The sequence below is a fragment of the Leeuwenhoekiella blandensis MED217 genome (assembly GCF_000152985.1).
GTDB lineage: Bacteria > Bacteroidota > Bacteroidia > Flavobacteriales > Flavobacteriaceae > Leeuwenhoekiella > Leeuwenhoekiella blandensis.
Map to the genome: position 1 here is coordinate 3,402,305 of NZ_CH672395.1, position 17,810 is coordinate 3,420,114.

Sequence of the window (17,810 nt, forward strand, 5' to 3'; positions counted from 1 at the left end):
GGAGCCTGTAAATTTAATGAAATCTTGCACACACGGACTTTGAGAAAATGATAAATTTGCAAGATAAAATTCAATAATAATGACAGATACATTAAAAGTAACCAAGATCGCCGAGACTAAAATCAATCAGGTTGATTTTAGTAATCTCGCTTTTGGTACCGTCTTTACAGACCATATGTTTGTTTGTGAGTACAAAAACGGAAAATGGCAAACGCCGGAAATTCTTCCTTATGGTCCACTGCAAATGGATCCTTCAGCAAAGGTTTTTCATTATGGTCAAGCCGTCTTTGAGGGTATGAAAGCTTACAAAGATGACAATGGCGACATTTTTATGTTTCGCCCTGAAGAGAACTTCAACCGTATCAACAAATCGGGAGAGCGCCTAGCGATGCCTGCTTTTGACAAAGAGTATTTCTTTGACGGTCTTAATACACTTTTAAATCTAGATAAAGATTGGATTAAATCTGGAGAAGGCAATTCGCTTTACATTCGTCCTTTTGTAATCGCTACTGAAAATGGTGTTTCGGCATCGCCTTCTAGCGAGTATAAATTTGTGATCATTTGTGCACCGGCTCAAGCTTATTACAGCGGTCAGGTAAAAGTATTATTTGCAGATCACTATAGCCGCTCTGCAGACGGCGGTGTAGGTTATGCAAAAGCTGCCGGTAACTATGCAGCACAGTTTTATCCTACTGAATTAGCAAAAGAAAAAGGCTATAATCAAGTAGTATGGACAGATGCTAACACGCACGAATACCTAGAAGAAGCAGGTACCATGAACGTTTTCTTCAGAGTGAACGACACGCTTATTACGGCACCTACCAGCGATCGCATTCTTGATGGGATCACCCGTAAAAGTTTGATCGAATTGGCAAAAAGCCAAGGCATCAATGTTGAAGTGCGTCCGGTAAAAGTTGCAGAAATTGTTGAGGCTGCAGAAAATGGCTCACTTAAAGAGATGTTTGGTGCAGGTACCGCAGCAGTGATCTCTCCTATCTCGGGCTTCACACACAAAGAGAAAGCTTTTGATCTTCCTCTAGTTGAAGATGCTTACGCCACTAAACTGAAAAAACAATTGACCGAATTACAAGCGAATCGCGCTGAAGATCCTTTTGGATGGCGTTATGAAGTACCTGCGATTGAAGTATAATAAGTTTTTGATTTCGCTTTTGCGAAAATGACACTAAAAAGCTCCTTACTAACTACAGTAAGGAGCTTTTTTATAGCCGCTAAGAAATTGATTAGGGTTTTGTGTTTGCCCAGTTTAGACGTATTTTTGCACCTCATTTTTAAATTGATACGATGCAAGACGGAATATATGCCAAGTTTCACACGCCAAAAGGCGAAATTCTAGTGAAATTAGAACATGAAAAAACACCGGGAACGGTAGGAAACTTTGTCGCTTTAGCCGAAGGAAACCTTGAAAATTCAGCTAAAAAACAAGGAAACCCGTATTACGACGGACTGAAATTTCACCGTGTAATTCCAGATTTTATGATTCAAGGTGGGTGTCCTCAAGGAACCGGAACCGGGAACCCAGGTTACCAGTTTGACGATGAGTTTGACTCAAGCTTAAAGCACGATGCTCCCGGTAAGCTTTCTATGGCAAATGCAGGCCCGGGAACAAACGGAAGCCAGTTTTTTATCACGCATACCGCTACTCCTTGGTTAGATGGGAAGCACACCGTTTTTGGTAGCGTTGTAGAAGGTCAAGATGTGGTAGATGCAATCGCTCAGGACGATACTATGGATAAAGTAGAAATCATTCGCCAAGGTGCAGATGCCGAAAACTTTAATGCTGTTGAGGCTTTTAGAACTTTTGAAGGAGCACGTGAAAAACGTATCGCTGAAGAACGCGCAAAAAAAGCTGAAGCACTTAATAAATTGAGCGAAGGCTTTAAAGAAACTGAAAGCGGTCTGCGTTACCAGATCATCCAAAAAGGTGATGGTAAAAAGGCTGAAAAAGGTAAAATGGTTTCTGTACACTACAAAGGTCAGTTGGCTGACGGTACGGTATTTGACTCTTCGTATAAAAGAAATCAGCCTCTAGACTTTCAAGTGGGTGTAGGTCAGGTAATTTCTGGCTGGGATGAAGGTATTGGCTTACTTCAGGTAGGTGACAAAGCACGTTTTGTGATTCCTTCAGATTTAGGATATGGTAGTCGCGGTGCCGGTGGTGTGATTCCACCAGATGCGATTTTGGTTTTTGACGTAGAATTGATGGACGTTAAATAAGCATTTTCCACATAAAAATACAGAAGGCTATCTTTAATCAGATAGCCTTTTTTAATTGCTGAAATTGAAATTTAAGCTACTGAAAATATGCGGTTTGGTCTTCCGGTTCTGATTTCTTATATTAAGTAGAACAACTAAAAAATCAAATAAGAAATGGGAAAAGGAGATCAAAAAACAAAACGAGGAAAAATACATCGCGGAACTTACGGTAAACTAAGACCGCGGAAGAAAAAAAGCAGTGCGACAACTGCAGATGTCCCCACAAAACAAACGGCTACCAAAACAAAAGAGGCCGACAAAGCGACCTCTGATAAAAGTTTAGCAGATAAAAAGCCGTAAAAAACAGACCAACTATCTAACGAATACCAATTCGTTTTTGTCTAAATCGGAGTATTGCTCACTGAAGCCGTACCCGTCGTAATCAAAGCCCTTGAGTTGATCTATGGTTTGCACATCCTTATCTATAATGTAGCGTACCATAGAACCCCGGGCTTTTTTTGCATAAAAGGAGATGATCTTGAGTTTTCCGTTTTTGTAATCCTTGAATACAGGAGTAATTACAGGAACTTTCAATTTTTCAGGCTTTACCGATTTGAAATATTCATTACTCGCAAGATTTAAAAACAGTTCGTCTTCTTTCAATTCAGCATTCAAAGCTTCAGTAATTTTATCGTCCCAAAATTGGTACAAGTCCTCATTATGACCTGATTTCAATTTGGTTCCCATCTCCAGGCGATAGGCTTGCATGAGATCAAAAGGTTTTAAAACTCCATAAAGACCAGAAAGGATACGCAGTGTATCTTCTAATTTATCTAGCTTTTCAGTCGGTATCGTATACGCATCAAGCCACGTATACACGTCACCGGCAAAGGCATACACCGCAGGACGCGCATTTTCTTTAGTAAAAGGTGTCGAGAATTCTTTGTAGCGCTGGTAGTTAAGATCTGCAAGCTTATCGCTGATACCCATCAAATCTGAAATTTCAGCTTTGGTCTTGCGCTCTAGTTTTTTATTTAACGTTTCGGCTTCCTCTAAAAACTGAGGCTGCGAGCTTCTAGTAGTTGGCAATTTTGATTCAAAATCCAGCGATTTAGCCGGAGAAACAACTGCTTTCATATCGTTTAATTTTTATCAAAAATACGCATTCGCGAAAACGTTCTAAGTCTGTTTTGATAAGTTTTAGCAATTATACCATAAACGTGATTTTTCAAAAATAAACTGAAGAACAAGTCGACTAGAAGCTTAAAGCATTAACCTAACAAAGGTTTTTAGTGAAATCTAATGGAAAAAGTAATAGCATAAAGCGACTGCTATAATAATGGAAACAATAAGCATATACCAATCCCTACGTAATAATTTTTGCGCTTTTTTTCTAACTTCAGATTTTACCTTGGCAGTGGTGTCTGGATCTAACTCTTTAAAATTTGCCCGTTTATCTTTGTCAGGATTTTTTAAAGTATTACGAAATAATTTTTCTTCCCGGCGTTTCAGTTTTTTACGTCGAAGCTCATTAAATCTTTGATTATGTGCACTAAACCTTCCATTTGTTCCATCAACAGCCATAATTAAACATCAAAAATTCAAGCATATTCCTTTTTTACTATAAATAAGCCGCAGAATGGTAATCTATACCTCAACAGTCCTTCGCACATCACTCTCGATCAGTCCGTCTCGTAAACGAATTACACGATGCGCATGCTCTGCAATATCTTCTTCGTGCGTAACTAAGATCACGGTATTTCCGGCAGCGTGAATCGCATCAAAAAGGCTCATAATTTCTACGGAAGTTTTAGAGTCTAAGTTTCCGGTAGGCTCATCGGCAAGAATGATTGAAGGCTTATTGACCAAAGCGCGACCTACAGCAACCCGCTGCCGCTGCCCTCCTGAGAGTTGGTTAGGTTTATGATCCATACGATCTGCAAGACCTACATCTTGCAGCACTTCTTCAGCACGTTTGTGGCGCTCCGGTTTTGAATATCCCGCGTACACCATGGGCAAAGCAACATTATCTAAAGCAGTCGTTCTAGGCAGTAAATTAAACGTCTGAAAAACAAAGCCGATCTCCTTATTACGCACCTCAGCGAGCTCATCATCGGTCATCGCGCTCACATCCCGATTATTTAAAATATACGTCCCGGAAGTCGGTGTGTCAAGGCACCCCAAAAGGTTCATCAAGGTAGATTTTCCGGAACCGGAAGGCCCCATAATCGCAACGTACTCACCTTTATCAATTTGTAAATCGATGCCTTTTAAAACGTGAACGATTTCATTTCCCAATGGAAAATCACGACGAATATCTGTAATATCAATTAAGCTGCTCATAGGATGATTACTCTATATTTTGAATATAAGTAGATAAATCGAGAAAGGAGTTACAAATTTTAAACCCTAATTTTAAAATGCTCCTCAACCTGCTCGGTTCTAAAGAACACAAAACCCAGCCAAAAGCAATCTACAGTAACGCTCACCCGAGGATGTTGCTTGATCAACTCCCAGGCTTCCGTCATTTCTGGCGACCAATAGATGTCATCAAAGATCCATACACTGTCGTTATGTACAGTAGGCAATAATTGCTCAAAGTAGTTTAAGGTTGCTTCCTTACTGTGGTTTCCGTCGAAATAAATAAGATCAAACTTTTCTGAAATCACCTGAGGAAGCGTTTGCTTAAAATCACCTACAATAACCTCAACATTTGAAAGTTCTGCGCTTTTTAAATGCTTCTGAGCCACGACAGCGGTTTGCGGGCAACCTTCTAGCGAAGTCATTTTTGCTGTTTCAGGCAAAGCCAAAGAAACTGAAGCTAAACCTACAGAGGTACCTAATTCTAAAATAGCCTTTGGTTTAAAATAGGACACTACACGATAAAGCAGTTTCATTCTGGAAAAACGCGCTCCGGCGTGTTTGGCTATATCTTTAACCGCGCGTCTATTGCTTTTAAAAACACGCGATCCCGCACCAAAGTCAGTTACTTCAATAACCTCATTCGACTGAAGAAGATCCTCTCGATACGCTTTAAGTTGGTTTTTAGCTTCTTTCGAAGTTTTTCGGTAAAGACATTTAGTGACAAAGGTGTACACAAAAGGAGAATGCACCCCGTGCTGATTGGTTGCTTTCCGCAGAAATTGTGAATAAGCTTTAATGATGTACCACATTCTCAGGTTTCGGTTTTCAAAATTCTAATTTAGCCTAACCTTCCATCTTGGCGCTTAGATCAAACCAACGCTCGGTAAATTCGTCTATTTTATCTTGAATCTGCTGCAACTCCACAGAAGCTTGATTGATCTCATCTCCTGACAAATCAGGATTTAGAAATTCGGCTTCCTTCTTTTCCTTTTCCTTTTCAAGCTTGGCGATATCGCGTTCCAGTCGGTTGTATTCCTTTTGCTCGTTATAAGAAAGTGCACTTCCGGCTGTTTTCCAATTGTCTTTATTGGTTTCCTTTTCCACTTTAGGCTGCGGATCTTCCTCCTGTATAACTGCCGGACCAGCATCATAAGCTCTAAAATCAGAGTAATTCCCCGGAAAATCTTCAACCACACCTTGTCCTCTAAATACAAAAAGATGGTCAACGATCTTATCCATAAAATAACGATCGTGCGAAACCACGATCAAACATCCCGGATAATCCAGCAAGAAACTCTCAAGCACATTGAGCGTCACAATATCCAGATCGTTAGTAGGTTCATCCAGAATTAAAAAGTTAGGATTCTGAATAAGCACCGTACATAAATATAAACGCTTACGCTCGCCTCCACTCAATTTTTCAACGAAGTCATATTGCTTTTTTCGGTCAAAAAGAAAACGCTCTAAAAGCTGACCTGCAGAAATCTGGCGCCCCTTTTTCAGCGGAATATAATCACCGAATTCTTTGATAACATCAATCACCTTTTGACCGTGCTTGATCTCAATTCCCTTTTGTGTATAATAGCCAAATTGAATAGTCTCCCCGATCACGATCTTTCCGCCATCGGGTGGCATTTTTCCTGTAAGGATATTGAGAAATGTAGATTTCCCGGTTCCATTTTTACCGATGATCCCAATACGATCTGCCCGCTGAAAATTATAGTCAAACTTATCGAGGATCACGCGGTCTTTAAACGACTTAGAAACTTTGTGTAGCTCTACGATCTTACTTCCCAAACGCTCCATATTCAGCTCGAGTTGTACCTCGTGATCGTTACGGCGTTTGTGTGCGCGTTCTTTTATTTCGGCAAAGTCATCGATACGCGATTTAGACTTTGTAGTACGCGCCTTGGGCTGGCGACGCATCCACTCCAATTCCTTTTTAAAAAGCTGTTTTGCTTTCCCGGTCTCTACCTCTTCGTTGGTAATTCGCGCATCGCGCTTCTCTAGGTAATAGGCATAATTTCCTTTGTAACTATACAACTTACCTTCATCCAACTCGATGATCTCGTTACACACGCGCTCTAGAAAGTAGCGGTCGTGCGTTACCATAAAGAGGGTGAAATTCTCTTTGGTAAAAAACTGCTCTAACCATTCGATCATCTCAAGATCTAAGTGGTTTGTGGGCTCATCAAGAATCAGTAAATCGGGTTTGCTGAGCAGCATATTGGCGAGTGCCAAACGCTTTTTTTGTCCACCGCTTAACTTTTCAACTTTACGGTCAAGATCATCCAGTTTAAGCTGAAATAATATCTGTTTATATTGGGTTTCAAAATCCCAAGCCTGATGGGCTTCCATCTGATCAAAAGCTTTCTGATACGCTTCAGTATCTTCCATATTTTGAAGGGCGTGCTCATAGGCCGAAATCACGTTTAAGATCTCATTATCGCTATCAAAAATAGTTTGCTCTACAGTGAGGTTAGGATCAAGATCGGGTTCCTGCGGAAGGAAAGAAATCTTGATACCTTTGCGATATACCACCTGCCCACTGTCTGGATTTTCGGCTCCTGCCAAAATATCAAGCATCGACGTTTTACCGGTACCGTTTTTGGCAACTAAGCCAATTTTTTGTCCTTCGTTAATACCAAAAGACAAATCTTTAAACAATACCCGCTCGCCAAACGCTTTAGCGATAGACTCTACCGAAACATAATTGATTGCGCTCATAGGCTGCGAATTTAGCCTTAATAAGTGGAGAAAAAAACTAGATTAGTTATTCAGGATCTTTTTAATGTTTGGCTTAAAATAATCTGGCCCTTTCAGCACTTTGCCGTCCTCGCGGTACACCGGTTTCCCATCGGCTCCTAACTTACTCATATTACTGCGCTGAATTTCGTCAAAAACTTCTTCGATCTTATGCTGCATCCCGTGTTCTAAAATGGTTCCGCATAAGATGTAGAGCATATCGCCCAACGCATCGGCAACTTCTGCAAGGTCATTATTGTTGGCTGCTTCTAGATATTCTTCATTCTCTTCTTTCATCAAATTGAAACGCAACAAATTTTTAGCCTCGCCTAAGTCGGCCTTTGGAGCTTCTTCAATTCCTAATCCAAAAGTGCTATGAAATTTATGTACCGCAGCTAATCGTTTTTTCATCGTAATATTCTGTTTTAAAGACTTAATTTTGACTAAAAATACATTAAAATGTTTAGTACGGGACAGTTGGTTTTTGCAGGGCTTTTCTTCATCGCCTTCGTTTTTTTCATTTGGATGAGTTATCGCAAAGACCGAAAACTTCACAAAAAAGAGTACAAAGGATCCTTATGGATTTTGGTAGGTTTTATCGCATTTGTTGCGATTCTGTTTTTAATAAAAATCACCTTAAATAAATAATTGATTTTTATAGCTGCAAGTTTCCTGAGAATCGCTTAGAATATGGAGTAAATTGTTAAATTAGCAGTTAAACCTCTTCCTCCATGAAAATTTTAAAATACCTGTTTTTTCTTCTGCTTATCGTCTTTATTGCCGGAGCTATTTATTTTGCCACTAAAGATGGTAGTTATGAGATCGAAGAAACACAGGTCATTGAAGCACCTTTAAGTCTGGTTTTCAAAAAAGTAAACGACTATAAAACTTGGGAAGAATGGGGACCTTGGAAACAAGAAGACCCTACAATGGTTTTTAACTATCCTGAAAACACCAGTGGTGAAGGTGCCAGCTATTCTTGGAATGGAAAAGAGGTTGACGGCTCGATGCGCACGACCTCTGTTATAGAGAACCAGCGTATAGAACAAGACATAACTTTTATCACTCCCGGGGGCGAGCGCACAGCTAACGTATATTGGCAATTTGAAAAGGTCGAAAATGGCACTAAGGTAACTTGGGGGATGCGTGGGGAACACACCTTGATGGACAAAGCTTATTTCACTATCGGCGGTTATGATTTTGATGGAGAAATGCATAAAATGTACAAAAAGGGACTTTCAGCGCTGGACGAAAACGTGCGTGCCGCAATGAAAGTGTACAATATTGATGTAAATGGCATCACGCAATACAGCGGCGGCTTTTATATGTATGCTACCACTTCGACAACATTGAGCAATGTGAGCAAGGAAGTGCAGGAGATGATTCCTTCGGTAAAGCGTTTTATGGAAGGCAACAACATTACCATTTTAGGAAAACCACTTACTATTTATAACTCAAAAGACGAGATAAATAATACAGCCATAATTTCTAGCGGAATCCCAACAACTTCTCGTATTGTGGTTCCTGAAGACAGCAATATTCTTTGTGGCTTCTTACCGGCATATACGGTTATCAAAACCAAACTCACCGGAGATTTGAGCAATCTTGATGAAGCGTGGCAGCAAACCTATGAGTATATGGCTGAAAACGAATACGCCCTTGCGCCAGATAGTAATCCTTTTGAATTTTATGTTGTAGGACCTGACGATACCGAAAACCCAGCAGAATGGGTCACTGAATTATATTTACCCGTAGCTGCTCAGGAATTGACAACCGAAAGTCTCTAAATCAAAAAAAGTTAAAAAACACAGACTACGCTTTAAAAAGTTTTAGTAGTTTTAAAACAACTTTAGAATTCATGAAAACTCTATTTACATCATATCGTTATGTGAAGGTACAGGTTACCTTGCCAGACGCGTTGTGTAGATAGTTTATTATTTTATATCACAACATTAAAAGTCTGGCCTTTCGGTCAGACTTTTTTTATTGGCGCCATCAAAGGGTTTAATACTCCGAGTTGCCTAAAAATTGAAAATTCGTTTCCAACCAATGACTCATATACTTGCCCTAAGGCAGTTTACTTAATAACACTGTGAAAAAACTATTTACCTCTTACTTAGACACGTTCAAAGGCCTATCAAAAGAAATTTGGTGGCTGGCTCTTATTACTTTGGTCAACCGTGCCGGAGCAATGGTCATTCCTTTTCTGTCGCTTTATTTGCGCGATGATCTGGGATTTAGTTTGAGCAGCGTAGGATGGGTCATGACGTGCTTTGGTTTTGGCTCCTTATTCGGTTCGTGGCTTGGTGGCATTTTATCAGATAAACTAGGCTATTATAAGACGATACTTTTAAGTTTAATAGCAACAGGAATTGGTTTTTTAGGGCTTCAATTCATTACCAGTTTTTGGGCTGTATGCTTGGGCTTTTTTGCATTGATCACCGTTGCAGATATGTCTCGACCTGCCTTTTTTGTAGCTTTAAGTGCTTATAGTAAACCTGAAAATAAAACGCGCTCCTTAACCCTTATACGCCTTGCGATTAATTTAGGCTTTTCTGCCGGACCGGCTTTGGGCGGAATTATTATCGCCAGTATTGGTTATTACGGACTCTTTCTAGCAGACGGAATTACCTGTATTCTTGCAGGGTTTCTTTTAATTCAAACCTTAAACCCGAAAAAGGCCAAAGAAGTTGATCAAGAACAACTTGTGGAAAATCCGCTGGCACCTCACAAAGATGGCTTGTATGTAATCTTCCTGATTGCACTTGCTTTATTTGGTGTTGTCTTTGTTCAATATTTTTCAACCGTGCCTGTCTATTATAAAGAAGTACGCTTGCTCACCGAGTCTCAAATAGGTCTTCTGCTAGGCATGAACGGCCTGATGATTTTTGTGTTTGAAATGCCACTCATTGCATACATGGAGCGACGCGGCTGGAATTTGATTGGCAATGTTATTGGAGGTTTATTGCTTACCGGCTTAAGTTTTCTTTTCTTTTATATTGAAGGCTGGCCCGGCGTTCTCGTTTTAGGTATGGCTACCGCTACATTAGGTGAAATGGTTGCATTCCCTTTTGGAAATGCTTTTGCGCTTCGTCGTGCCAAATTGGGGAGGCAAGGCGCATACATGGGACTGTACAGCATGTCTTTTTCACTAGCGCATATATTTGGCCACAACAGCGGAATGCAATTGGTAAATTCGTTAGGTTACAATCTAACCTGGGCAATCATGGGCCTTATAACCTTACTCGCTTTAGCGCTATTGTTTTATGTAAAGCGTCGCGCGAATACTCTTAAAATTTAGATTTACCCAGGTAGCTTTCAATAAGTTGATTATAAACAGGCTTTATTTTTACAAACTCCGTATCCGGAATGTCGTAGAGTTTATCATAGTCTGTGTAGCCTTGTTTCAGCAATTCTTCGAGGTAGAAAAAAGCAGTATTTTCATCCTCATCTTGAGCCGCAAGACTAATAATATCTAAATAAGCATAGTAATCGTCAGGATCTAGAATAGTTTTAAGAACATTAGCAAAAATGCGTTGGTCGTAAAGCGCTACTCTATTGAGCGCCAAAAAATCTTTTACCGTATAATCGATGTAGCCTAACATGCGCCGCGCCACTTTTTGCTCGATGGGCTTTGCCGGATTTTGTGCAGCTGTTTTAAATTGTAGAATTCGGTCATCCCAATAGCCAAGATTTTTAAAATTACCCAGCGCAAGGTCTTCTTCTAAAAAATAGCTGATATCATCAAGGAGTAATCCTTCCTGAACCTCATCTTTTCTACTTAGGCGCTTCGCCTGTTTATAGGCATCAGACCTGCGCAAAGAACGTTGAACTTCACGTATAGGATCAAGATCTACTTCACCCCGATAATCGCCTTTAAGATCTCTCACAAGATCATAAGCCACTACCAATTGACCGTCGTTGATTAAACCCTGTACCGTATTGAGATCTACTGATGCCTGACGTTGCCAAACGGAATCCTCGACCTTTAAATTATAATGCTCTACATTAAGGTGATCGAGTCGTTTAACTAAAGTTCCTAAAAAAGCTGCAGACGGCCATTCACTCGTATCATCATAGGTATACAACTCGTTGTTCTTGCCGTAAGCTTTCAGCATATAGAAATAATCTTCCATGGGATAAAAGTTAGGTGAGGCTTTACCTATAACACCTATCGCCAGATTGCGCTGCGCTTGATTAGCAAAGCGATTTGCAAAATACATATCATCAATAAGGAGCAAATTAGCCGAACTCTTAAATAAATAGGATAACGCACTCGCCGTTTTAGCTCCGCCTTTAAGTCCACTAAAATAAACTCGGTATTTATCTACAGCTATTTTTCTAAAAACATCACGCACAATGAGAAGGGCATTATCTGCATTGGCATCAAGGCTGTCAATTGTTGAGGACATCGGATGATTATTAGAAACAATGACAAAATCCTCTCCCTGCAGCCCCGAAGCAAACAGACGAGCTGCCTTAGTACCTTCCCCTTCAGGATCAAATACAAAAAGTGCTTTGGCCAGCTTCTCAGGATCGTAATTTTGAGGAAGATAAATGGAGTACGAAATATCAAGAGAGTCATTGGTTACAGTAGTTTCGGTAACTGCGCCTCGAAGTAAAGTTTGTTCTTGAGCATTTGCAAAGTGTATCGCAAACAAGCAAAGGGTGATTAGTAAGCTATTTCGCATAAAAGTTTTTAAAAAGTGTATCAATAACTGTGCTACAATTTAGGCATAAAAAAAACTGCTAAGTAAAAAAGCAGTTTTAAATATATGGGTGAAAGGGTCGTAAATTATGATTTTACCTGTTGCGCAACGCGCTTAGGACTCTTTTTAAATAAAAACTTAGCAAAAAGTGAAACCACAAATAAATCTGCTGAAATTAAAAACAGAATTCGTGCAGCTTCGGTAGCCCAAAGATCAAAACCTCCAAAACCATATATTCCCGTTATAACTGCAATAATCAAAAAAGGAAGTGTAAATCGTTTCATAATAGAGTGTTTTTGTGTTTAATACTGATGTAAAAGTAGCCTGATAATCAAGGTGTTTATCACAAGGATTTCCTAATTACCTAAATTTTAACGCAAGTGCTAAGGCCTTGTTAACAGCTTAATTTTCAATAAACACTGTTAGCTTAAGACTACAAACGAGACTATTGAGACATCATTAATAACAAACTGTTATTTAAAACACAGTTTGTATCTTTGTATCCCTAAAAAAATTGTAATGAATACTGAAACCATAGCTGCACCTGTACATAAACCAAAACCAAAATGGTTGCGCGTTAAATTGCCTACCGGCAAGAAGTACACCGAACTCAGAAGCCTTGTAGACAAGTACGATTTACATACTATTTGTACTTCAGGAAGCTGTCCTAATATGGGAGAATGCTGGAGCGAAGGCACCGCTACCTTTATGATATTGGGTAATGTATGCACACGCTCTTGTGGTTTTTGTGGAGTAAAAACAGGGAGACCAGACACACTTGATTGGGAAGAGCCAGAAAAAGTAGCGCGATCTATAAAGTTGATGAAAATCAAGCATGCGGTGATAACTTCGGTAGATCGTGATGATTTGAAGGATATGGGATCAATTATGTGGGCTGAAACGGTAAAAGCCATTAGACGTATGAATCCTGACACCACTTTAGAAACTCTTATCCCTGACTTTCAAGGAAACGAGCGTAACATCGACCGGATTGTAGAAGTCTCACCAGAAGTGGTTTCTCATAATATGGAAACGGTAAAACGCTTAACGCGTGAAGTGCGTATACAAGCACAATACGAGCGTAGTCTTGGTGTGCTTAAATATTTGAAAGAACAAGGTATTAGACGCACCAAGTCTGGTATTATGCTAGGGCTAGGAGAAACTGAAGAAGAAGTCGTACAAACGCTTAGAGATCTTAGAGCGGCAGATGTAGATGTTGTAACCATAGGTCAATACCTTCAGCCTTCAAAAAAGCATCTTTCTGTAAAGCAATTCATCACTCCAGATCAATTCAAAAAATACGAGACGATCGGTTTAGAAATGGGCTTCCGCCATGTAGAAAGTAGCGCGCTCGTTCGTTCTTCATACAAAGCACAAAAGCACATCAACTAGAGGTATTTTTTATGGCTAAAATCAAAATCGGAATAAACGGTTTTGGACGCATAGGAAGAAGACTCTTTCGCCTTCTACATAAGCATCCCACTATTGAAGTTGTCGCTATAAATGATAAAGCAGAAGGAGCAACTTTAGCACATTTGCTTAAATACGACAGTATTCACGGTATATTCAATGCCGAGGTTACTCACACTGAGAAAGGTTTAAAAGTTGATGATTCTCTTATTGCTTTATATCAAGAAAGTAGTCCGGGAGCAATCCCCTGGCATCGTCACAAATTGGACCTTGTCATAGAAGCAACGGGAAAGTTTAAAACTTATAATCTTTTAAAACCGCATCTAGATGCAGGCGCGCCAAAAGTTATTTTAAGCGTTCCTCCGACAGATGACAGTATCAAAACAATTGTCTTAGGCGTTAACGATTTTCAAATTGATGGCACCGAGCGTATTCTTTCTAACGCGAGTTGCACGACCAATAATGCGGCACCTATGATAAAAGTCGTTAATGACCTCTGTGGAATAAAGCAGGCATATATAACCACCGTGCATTCCTACACCACAGACCAAAGTTTACACGACCAACCACATCCTGATTTGCGACGGGCTCGCGCTGCAGGACAGTCTATCGTGCCCACCACTACCGGAGCTGCCAAGGCTTTAACAAAAATATTCCCAGATCTAAGTGAAGTCATAGGAGGTTGTGGCATACGGGTCCCCGTACCTAATGGCTCCCTAACCGATCTTACCTTAAATGTTTCTCGCGACACAACTATAGAAGAGATCAATGAAGCCTTTCAAAAAGCAGCCGCCGGTTCTTTAAAAAATATCCTTCAGTATACCGAAGTCCCTCTGGTTTCTATTGATATTGTAGGCAATCCTCATTCTTGTATAGTTGACTCCCAAATGACTTCTGTTATTGGCAACTTGGTGAAACTCATTGGCTGGTATGATAACGAAACCGGATATTCCTCACGCTTGATCGACTTAATCCTCAAAATCTCATAAATTATTTAGAGATTTCTACTGATATTTCAACAAAGTGTCTATATTAGTATCTTAATGTGTCTAAAAATGTTGATCGACAGAAAGCTACTTGTCGTCTTATTACTTCTCCTTTCGTTTGTGGGATTTGGTCAAAAACCAAGTCGGGCTGAAAATGCACAAAACATTCAGATCGATTCGCTTCTCTTAAAAGGGGTTATAGCAATGGATCGTGCAAATTTTGACGAGGCAATTGCAAACATTAAAAAGGCTGAAGCACTTTCTCTAGAATCCAAGAACAGTAGTAATGAAGCGATCAGCAATCAATTGTTGACAAAAATCTACTACGAGTTAGGTCAATACGAACTTGCTGGACCTTACATCCTCAATGCTATTAAGCTGCATCAGGAATTGCAAGAGCTCAATAATTTAGGACAAGATTACATTATATACAGCCAAATCTTAATCAAGACAGGCAACAGTGAAAAAGCCTTACCTTTTCTTGAAAATGCTGAAATCATCTATCAAAATCAGCGTGATGAAAATTCCAGAGTTCAATTAGCGACCACCTATCTCTACGAAGGAAACATCTATCAAGAACTCAAACAAGATGAAGAAGCCCTAACACGATTCCAGGAAGCAGAAGCGCTTCTTAAGAAAACTCAGTCAAAAAATAATTATTTATTGTGTCGTGTTTACCTGCAGGAAGGAAAAACCAATTTGCAACTGGGTCAACTAGATCCTGCCCTAGAGTACGCTACCAGCGCACACGAGATCAGTCTTAATAACAACTATCCGCAGCTTGAAGTTGATGCGCTTAATCTTTTAAGTAAGGTACATTCTGAGCGCAAGGAATATGAAGAAGCGTTTTCGTTCTTGTCCTTATACAATCAAAAAAGGCTCACCTATTTTGGCGATGCCAACAATAATGTGAGAAATACCGCCATTCGCAATGCATTACTCGCCAATATAAACGCAGACGATTATGACCCGGGCAAACGCGTGCAAGCCAATAAGATAACAACGGTTTTAATCATTGCCTTATTTACCATCTTATGTCTATTGGCTCTATCGCTTTATAAAAACAACAACCTTCGCGCAAAAGCAAACGAATTATTACAGGCTAAAAATGCCGAATTGATGATCGCAAAAGAGAACGCAGAAAAGGCTTCTGTTGTAAAAGCACAATTTCTCTCGACCATTACACACGAATTGCGAACACCGATGTATGCAGTTACCGGTCTTACGCACCTTTTATTGAGCGAAAACCCAACCGAAGAACAAAAGAAGCACTTAGACTCCTTAAAATTTTCGGGAGAATATTTACTGTCTCTCATCAATAACATTCTGGATCTCAACAAGCTTGAAGCCGATAAAGTTGAAGTAGAACAAGCAACTTTCAACCTGCGCAAGCGCGTAGATGATGTACTTTTTGCTCTAGAGCGCTCTGCTCAGGAAAAAGGCAACAAGCTTACACTGGAATATGATGAGGAAATACCCGATCAAATTATAGGAGACCCACTTATGATCTCGCAAATTTTGATCAACCTTATTGGTAACGGAAACAAGTTTACGCGTGACGGTGATATTTTTATTAGGATCAAACAACTTAGCCGCAACGATACACAAACGTATTTGCATTTTGAAGTTGAAGATACCGGTGAAGGAATCAGTAAGAAAAAACAAAAAGATATTTTCCAGAATTTCACGCAGGGCTCTGTACAGATCAACAGAAAATTTGGTGGAACCGGTCTTGGCCTCTCTATTGTAAAACGACTGCTTTCCCTTCAAAAGAGTAAAATCGAACTGGAAAGTACCTTAGGTAAAGGATCTAAATTTTTCTTCGATATCAAATATGGCCTTGCCAAAAGTAAAGCAAACGAACCTGAAGAACGCGTGTACAATATAGATTATGAAGCCTTAAAAGGCAGAAAGTTATTGGTTGTTGAAGACAACAAGATCAACCAAATGATCACCAGAAAAATTCTTGAGAAAAACGAAATGGAATGCGAAGTAGCTGATAATGGCGAAATCGCGATCGAGAAAGTTCGTTTTGAACCTTTTGACCTTGTCTTGATGGATATTCATATGCCGGGAATAAGCGGTATTGAAGCCACTCAAAAGATCAGAGAATTCAATAAAGACTTACCTATACTCGCATTAACCGCGGTTACTATTGATGAAAATATAGATGATTTTTATCTGGCCGGCTTTAACGACATCATCCCAAAACCCTATAAGGTTGAAGAGTTTTTCTTTAAAATCCACAATGCCTTAAAACGTAAAAATGTAATTCTGTAGGCATTAGCTTTCTACGAACTCTAGTATCGATTCATTGAAAACTTCAGCATCTTTTAAAAACTGAAAGGCTATCGGTAAATAGTATAAGTGTGCTTTTTTAAGCTTTCCTTTTAAACGCATGTAATCCTTTTCGGTAGTAATGATGCATTCTTTTTTATCTAATGCTGCCAATTCCCTTTCAGAAAAGTTATGGTGATCACCATAAGCAATATGGTCATAATGCAATCCTTTCGCTGTCAAATATGCTAAAAAAGGTTCAGGCTTCGCAATACCGGTAACCACACTTATTTTTTGATCTGTCAATTGTAACCAATCAATCTTCTGTGTGTCATCGTACAATTCCCCATAAGCTATGGTGCTAAAGAACACTTTAGCTTCAGCATATGCACTTATTTTCTCAGCGATTCTTTTTTGCGCTTCCAAACTCAAATCAGCAGGACACTTGGTCACAATGATCGCATGAGCCCTTTCGGCACCTGATCTTGATTCCCTAAGGTTTCCGGCAGGAAGTACCAGATCTTCATAAAAAAGATCATTAAACGCCGTGAGCATAATTAAAAAGCCAGGCTTCACTTTTCTATGCTGAAAAACATCATCTAAAATAACAACTTCTGGCTCTGGTTTTTTGAGACGTAATTTATCAATACCTGCTACACGACGCTCACAAACCGCAACGTGTACCTCAGGAAATTTCATTGCAAACTGAAGCGGCTCATCTCCCACCTCAACCGCTTTAGAATCTGAAGTTACATCACGGTATCCACTAGTCGTTCTGCCATAACCTCTGCTCAACGTAGCAAGGGTGTGTTTGTTCCTGAGTAAATTCAAAACATACTCGGTCATAGGAGTTTTTCCCGTACCGCCTACAGATAAATTCCCAATTCCTATTACAGGGAAATCATACGAGCGTGATTCAAAAATCTGCTTATCAAAAAGATAATTGCGCACACGAGTTACTCCATCATAAGGGACAGCAAAAGGCCAAAGTATTTTTCGCAATGTTCTCACAGCCCGAAGGTATTACTTTTCTTTAATAACGGTACCTTAATAAAAACTCGAAGTAGACTTTTATTTAATTTCCATAGTCATCCACACCTGCAAT

The 17,810-nt window shown here is 39.7% G+C and carries 17 protein-coding genes and 1 pseudogene; 9 read left to right on the forward strand and 9 right to left on the reverse strand.

The genetic code is table 11. The features are described from left to right. Nucleotides 1–79 precede the first annotated feature (79 nt). The 3 genes and pseudogenes from MED217_RS14440 to MED217_RS19270 form a co-directional block, all read left to right on the forward strand. Nucleotides 80–1,150, forward strand: a complete 1,071-nt coding sequence (locus MED217_RS14440) for a branched-chain amino acid aminotransferase (RefSeq protein ID WP_009781284.1) — start codon at nt 80–82, stop codon at nt 1,148–1,150. A 152-nt stretch (nt 1,151–1,302) separates the two neighbouring features. Further along, nucleotides 1,303–2,235: a peptidylprolyl isomerase gene (locus MED217_RS14445; RefSeq protein ID WP_009781285.1), complete on the forward strand. Its 933-nt coding sequence runs from the start codon at nt 1,303–1,305 to the stop codon at nt 2,233–2,235. 153 nt (nt 2,236–2,388) lie between these two features. Continuing rightward, nucleotides 2,389–2,469 (forward strand): annotated as a pseudogene (locus MED217_RS19270) (30S ribosomal protein THX); the annotation flags it as partial. Between the two features lie 117 nt (nt 2,470–2,586). Here the strand turns inward: MED217_RS19270 and yaaA are convergent. The 6 genes from yaaA to MED217_RS14480 form a co-directional block, all read right to left on the reverse strand. Continuing rightward, nucleotides 2,587–3,351, reverse strand: coding sequence for a peroxide stress protein YaaA (yaaA, locus tag MED217_RS14455; protein ID WP_009781287.1), 765 nt, complete (start codon nt 3,349–3,351; stop codon nt 2,587–2,589). A 162-nt stretch (nt 3,352–3,513) separates the two neighbouring features. Then, nucleotides 3,514–3,798 carry a hypothetical protein gene (locus MED217_RS14460; RefSeq protein WP_009781288.1) on the reverse strand — a complete coding sequence of 95 codons (285 nt, stop codon included), beginning with the start codon at nt 3,796–3,798 and terminating at the stop codon, nt 3,514–3,516. 63 nt (nt 3,799–3,861) lie between these two features. Continuing rightward, complete coding sequence (locus MED217_RS14465) at nt 3,862–4,557, reverse strand: ABC transporter ATP-binding protein (RefSeq protein WP_009781289.1); 696 nt, start codon at nt 4,555–4,557, stop codon at nt 3,862–3,864. 59 nt (nt 4,558–4,616) lie between these two features. Further along, a complete protein-coding gene (locus tag MED217_RS14470) occupies nt 4,617–5,387 on the reverse strand; it encodes an O-methyltransferase (protein ID WP_009781290.1) in 771 nt (256 codons plus the stop codon). Between the two features lie 34 nt (nt 5,388–5,421). Then, on the reverse strand, nt 5,422–7,296 hold the full coding sequence (locus MED217_RS14475; RefSeq protein ID WP_040533676.1) for an ABC-F family ATP-binding cassette domain-containing protein: 1,875 nt from the start codon (nt 7,294–7,296) through the stop codon (nt 5,422–5,424). A 51-nt stretch (nt 7,297–7,347) separates the two neighbouring features. Continuing rightward, nucleotides 7,348–7,734, reverse strand: coding sequence for a pyrophosphohydrolase domain-containing protein (locus MED217_RS14480; protein WP_009781292.1), 387 nt, complete (start codon nt 7,732–7,734; stop codon nt 7,348–7,350). A gap of 48 nt (nt 7,735–7,782) precedes the next feature. On the opposite strand from MED217_RS14480, the gene MED217_RS14485 reads away from it, so the two are divergent. The 3 genes from MED217_RS14485 (at nt 7,783) to MED217_RS14495 (ending at nt 10,624) form a co-directional block, all read left to right on the forward strand. Then, on the forward strand, nt 7,783–7,971 hold the full coding sequence (locus MED217_RS14485) for a hypothetical protein (RefSeq protein ID WP_009781293.1): 189 nt from the start codon (nt 7,783–7,785) through the stop codon (nt 7,969–7,971). A gap of 83 nt (nt 7,972–8,054) precedes the next feature. Next, complete coding sequence (locus MED217_RS14490) at nt 8,055–9,110, forward strand: SRPBCC family protein (RefSeq protein ID WP_009781294.1); 1,056 nt, start codon at nt 8,055–8,057, stop codon at nt 9,108–9,110. Nucleotides 9,111–9,415: 305 nt separating this feature from the next. Further along, a complete protein-coding gene (locus MED217_RS14495; protein ID WP_009781295.1) occupies nt 9,416–10,624 on the forward strand; it encodes an MDR family MFS transporter in 1,209 nt (402 codons plus the stop codon). Here MED217_RS14495 and MED217_RS14500 read toward each other — a convergent pair. Both MED217_RS14500 and MED217_RS14505 read right to left on the reverse strand, forming a co-directional pair. Further along, entirely contained in the window at nt 10,614–12,014 is a 1,401-nt protein-coding gene (locus MED217_RS14500) for a hypothetical protein (RefSeq protein ID WP_009781296.1), read from the reverse strand. The genes MED217_RS14495 and MED217_RS14500 overlap by 11 nt on opposite strands. Before the next feature lie 104 nt (nt 12,015–12,118). After that, nucleotides 12,119–12,316 (reverse strand): DUF1328 domain-containing protein, encoded by a 198-nt coding sequence (locus MED217_RS14505; protein WP_009781297.1) that lies wholly within the window; start codon nt 12,314–12,316, stop codon nt 12,119–12,121. Between the two features lie 235 nt (nt 12,317–12,551). Here MED217_RS14505 and lipA point away from each other — a divergent pair, with 235 nt between their 5' ends. From lipA to MED217_RS14520, 3 genes are all read left to right on the forward strand, one after another. Next, nucleotides 12,552–13,424 carry a lipoyl synthase gene (gene lipA / locus MED217_RS14510; RefSeq protein ID WP_009781298.1) on the forward strand — a complete coding sequence of 291 codons (873 nt, stop codon included), beginning with the start codon at nt 12,552–12,554 and terminating at the stop codon, nt 13,422–13,424. A gap of 11 nt (nt 13,425–13,435) precedes the next feature. Beyond that, complete coding sequence (gap, locus tag MED217_RS14515) at nt 13,436–14,431, forward strand: type I glyceraldehyde-3-phosphate dehydrogenase (RefSeq protein WP_009781299.1); 996 nt, start codon at nt 13,436–13,438, stop codon at nt 14,429–14,431. Between the two features lie 66 nt (nt 14,432–14,497). After that, entirely contained in the window at nt 14,498–16,708 is a 2,211-nt protein-coding gene (locus MED217_RS14520) for a hybrid sensor histidine kinase/response regulator (protein ID WP_009781300.1), read from the forward strand. A gap of 3 nt (nt 16,709–16,711) precedes the next feature. Here the strand turns inward: MED217_RS14520 and lpxK are convergent, their stop codons facing one another. Continuing rightward, on the reverse strand, nt 16,712–17,716 hold the full coding sequence (gene lpxK, locus MED217_RS14525) for a tetraacyldisaccharide 4'-kinase (RefSeq protein ID WP_040532907.1): 1,005 nt from the start codon (nt 17,714–17,716) through the stop codon (nt 16,712–16,714). Between the last annotated feature and the right edge of the window lie 94 nt (nt 17,717–17,810).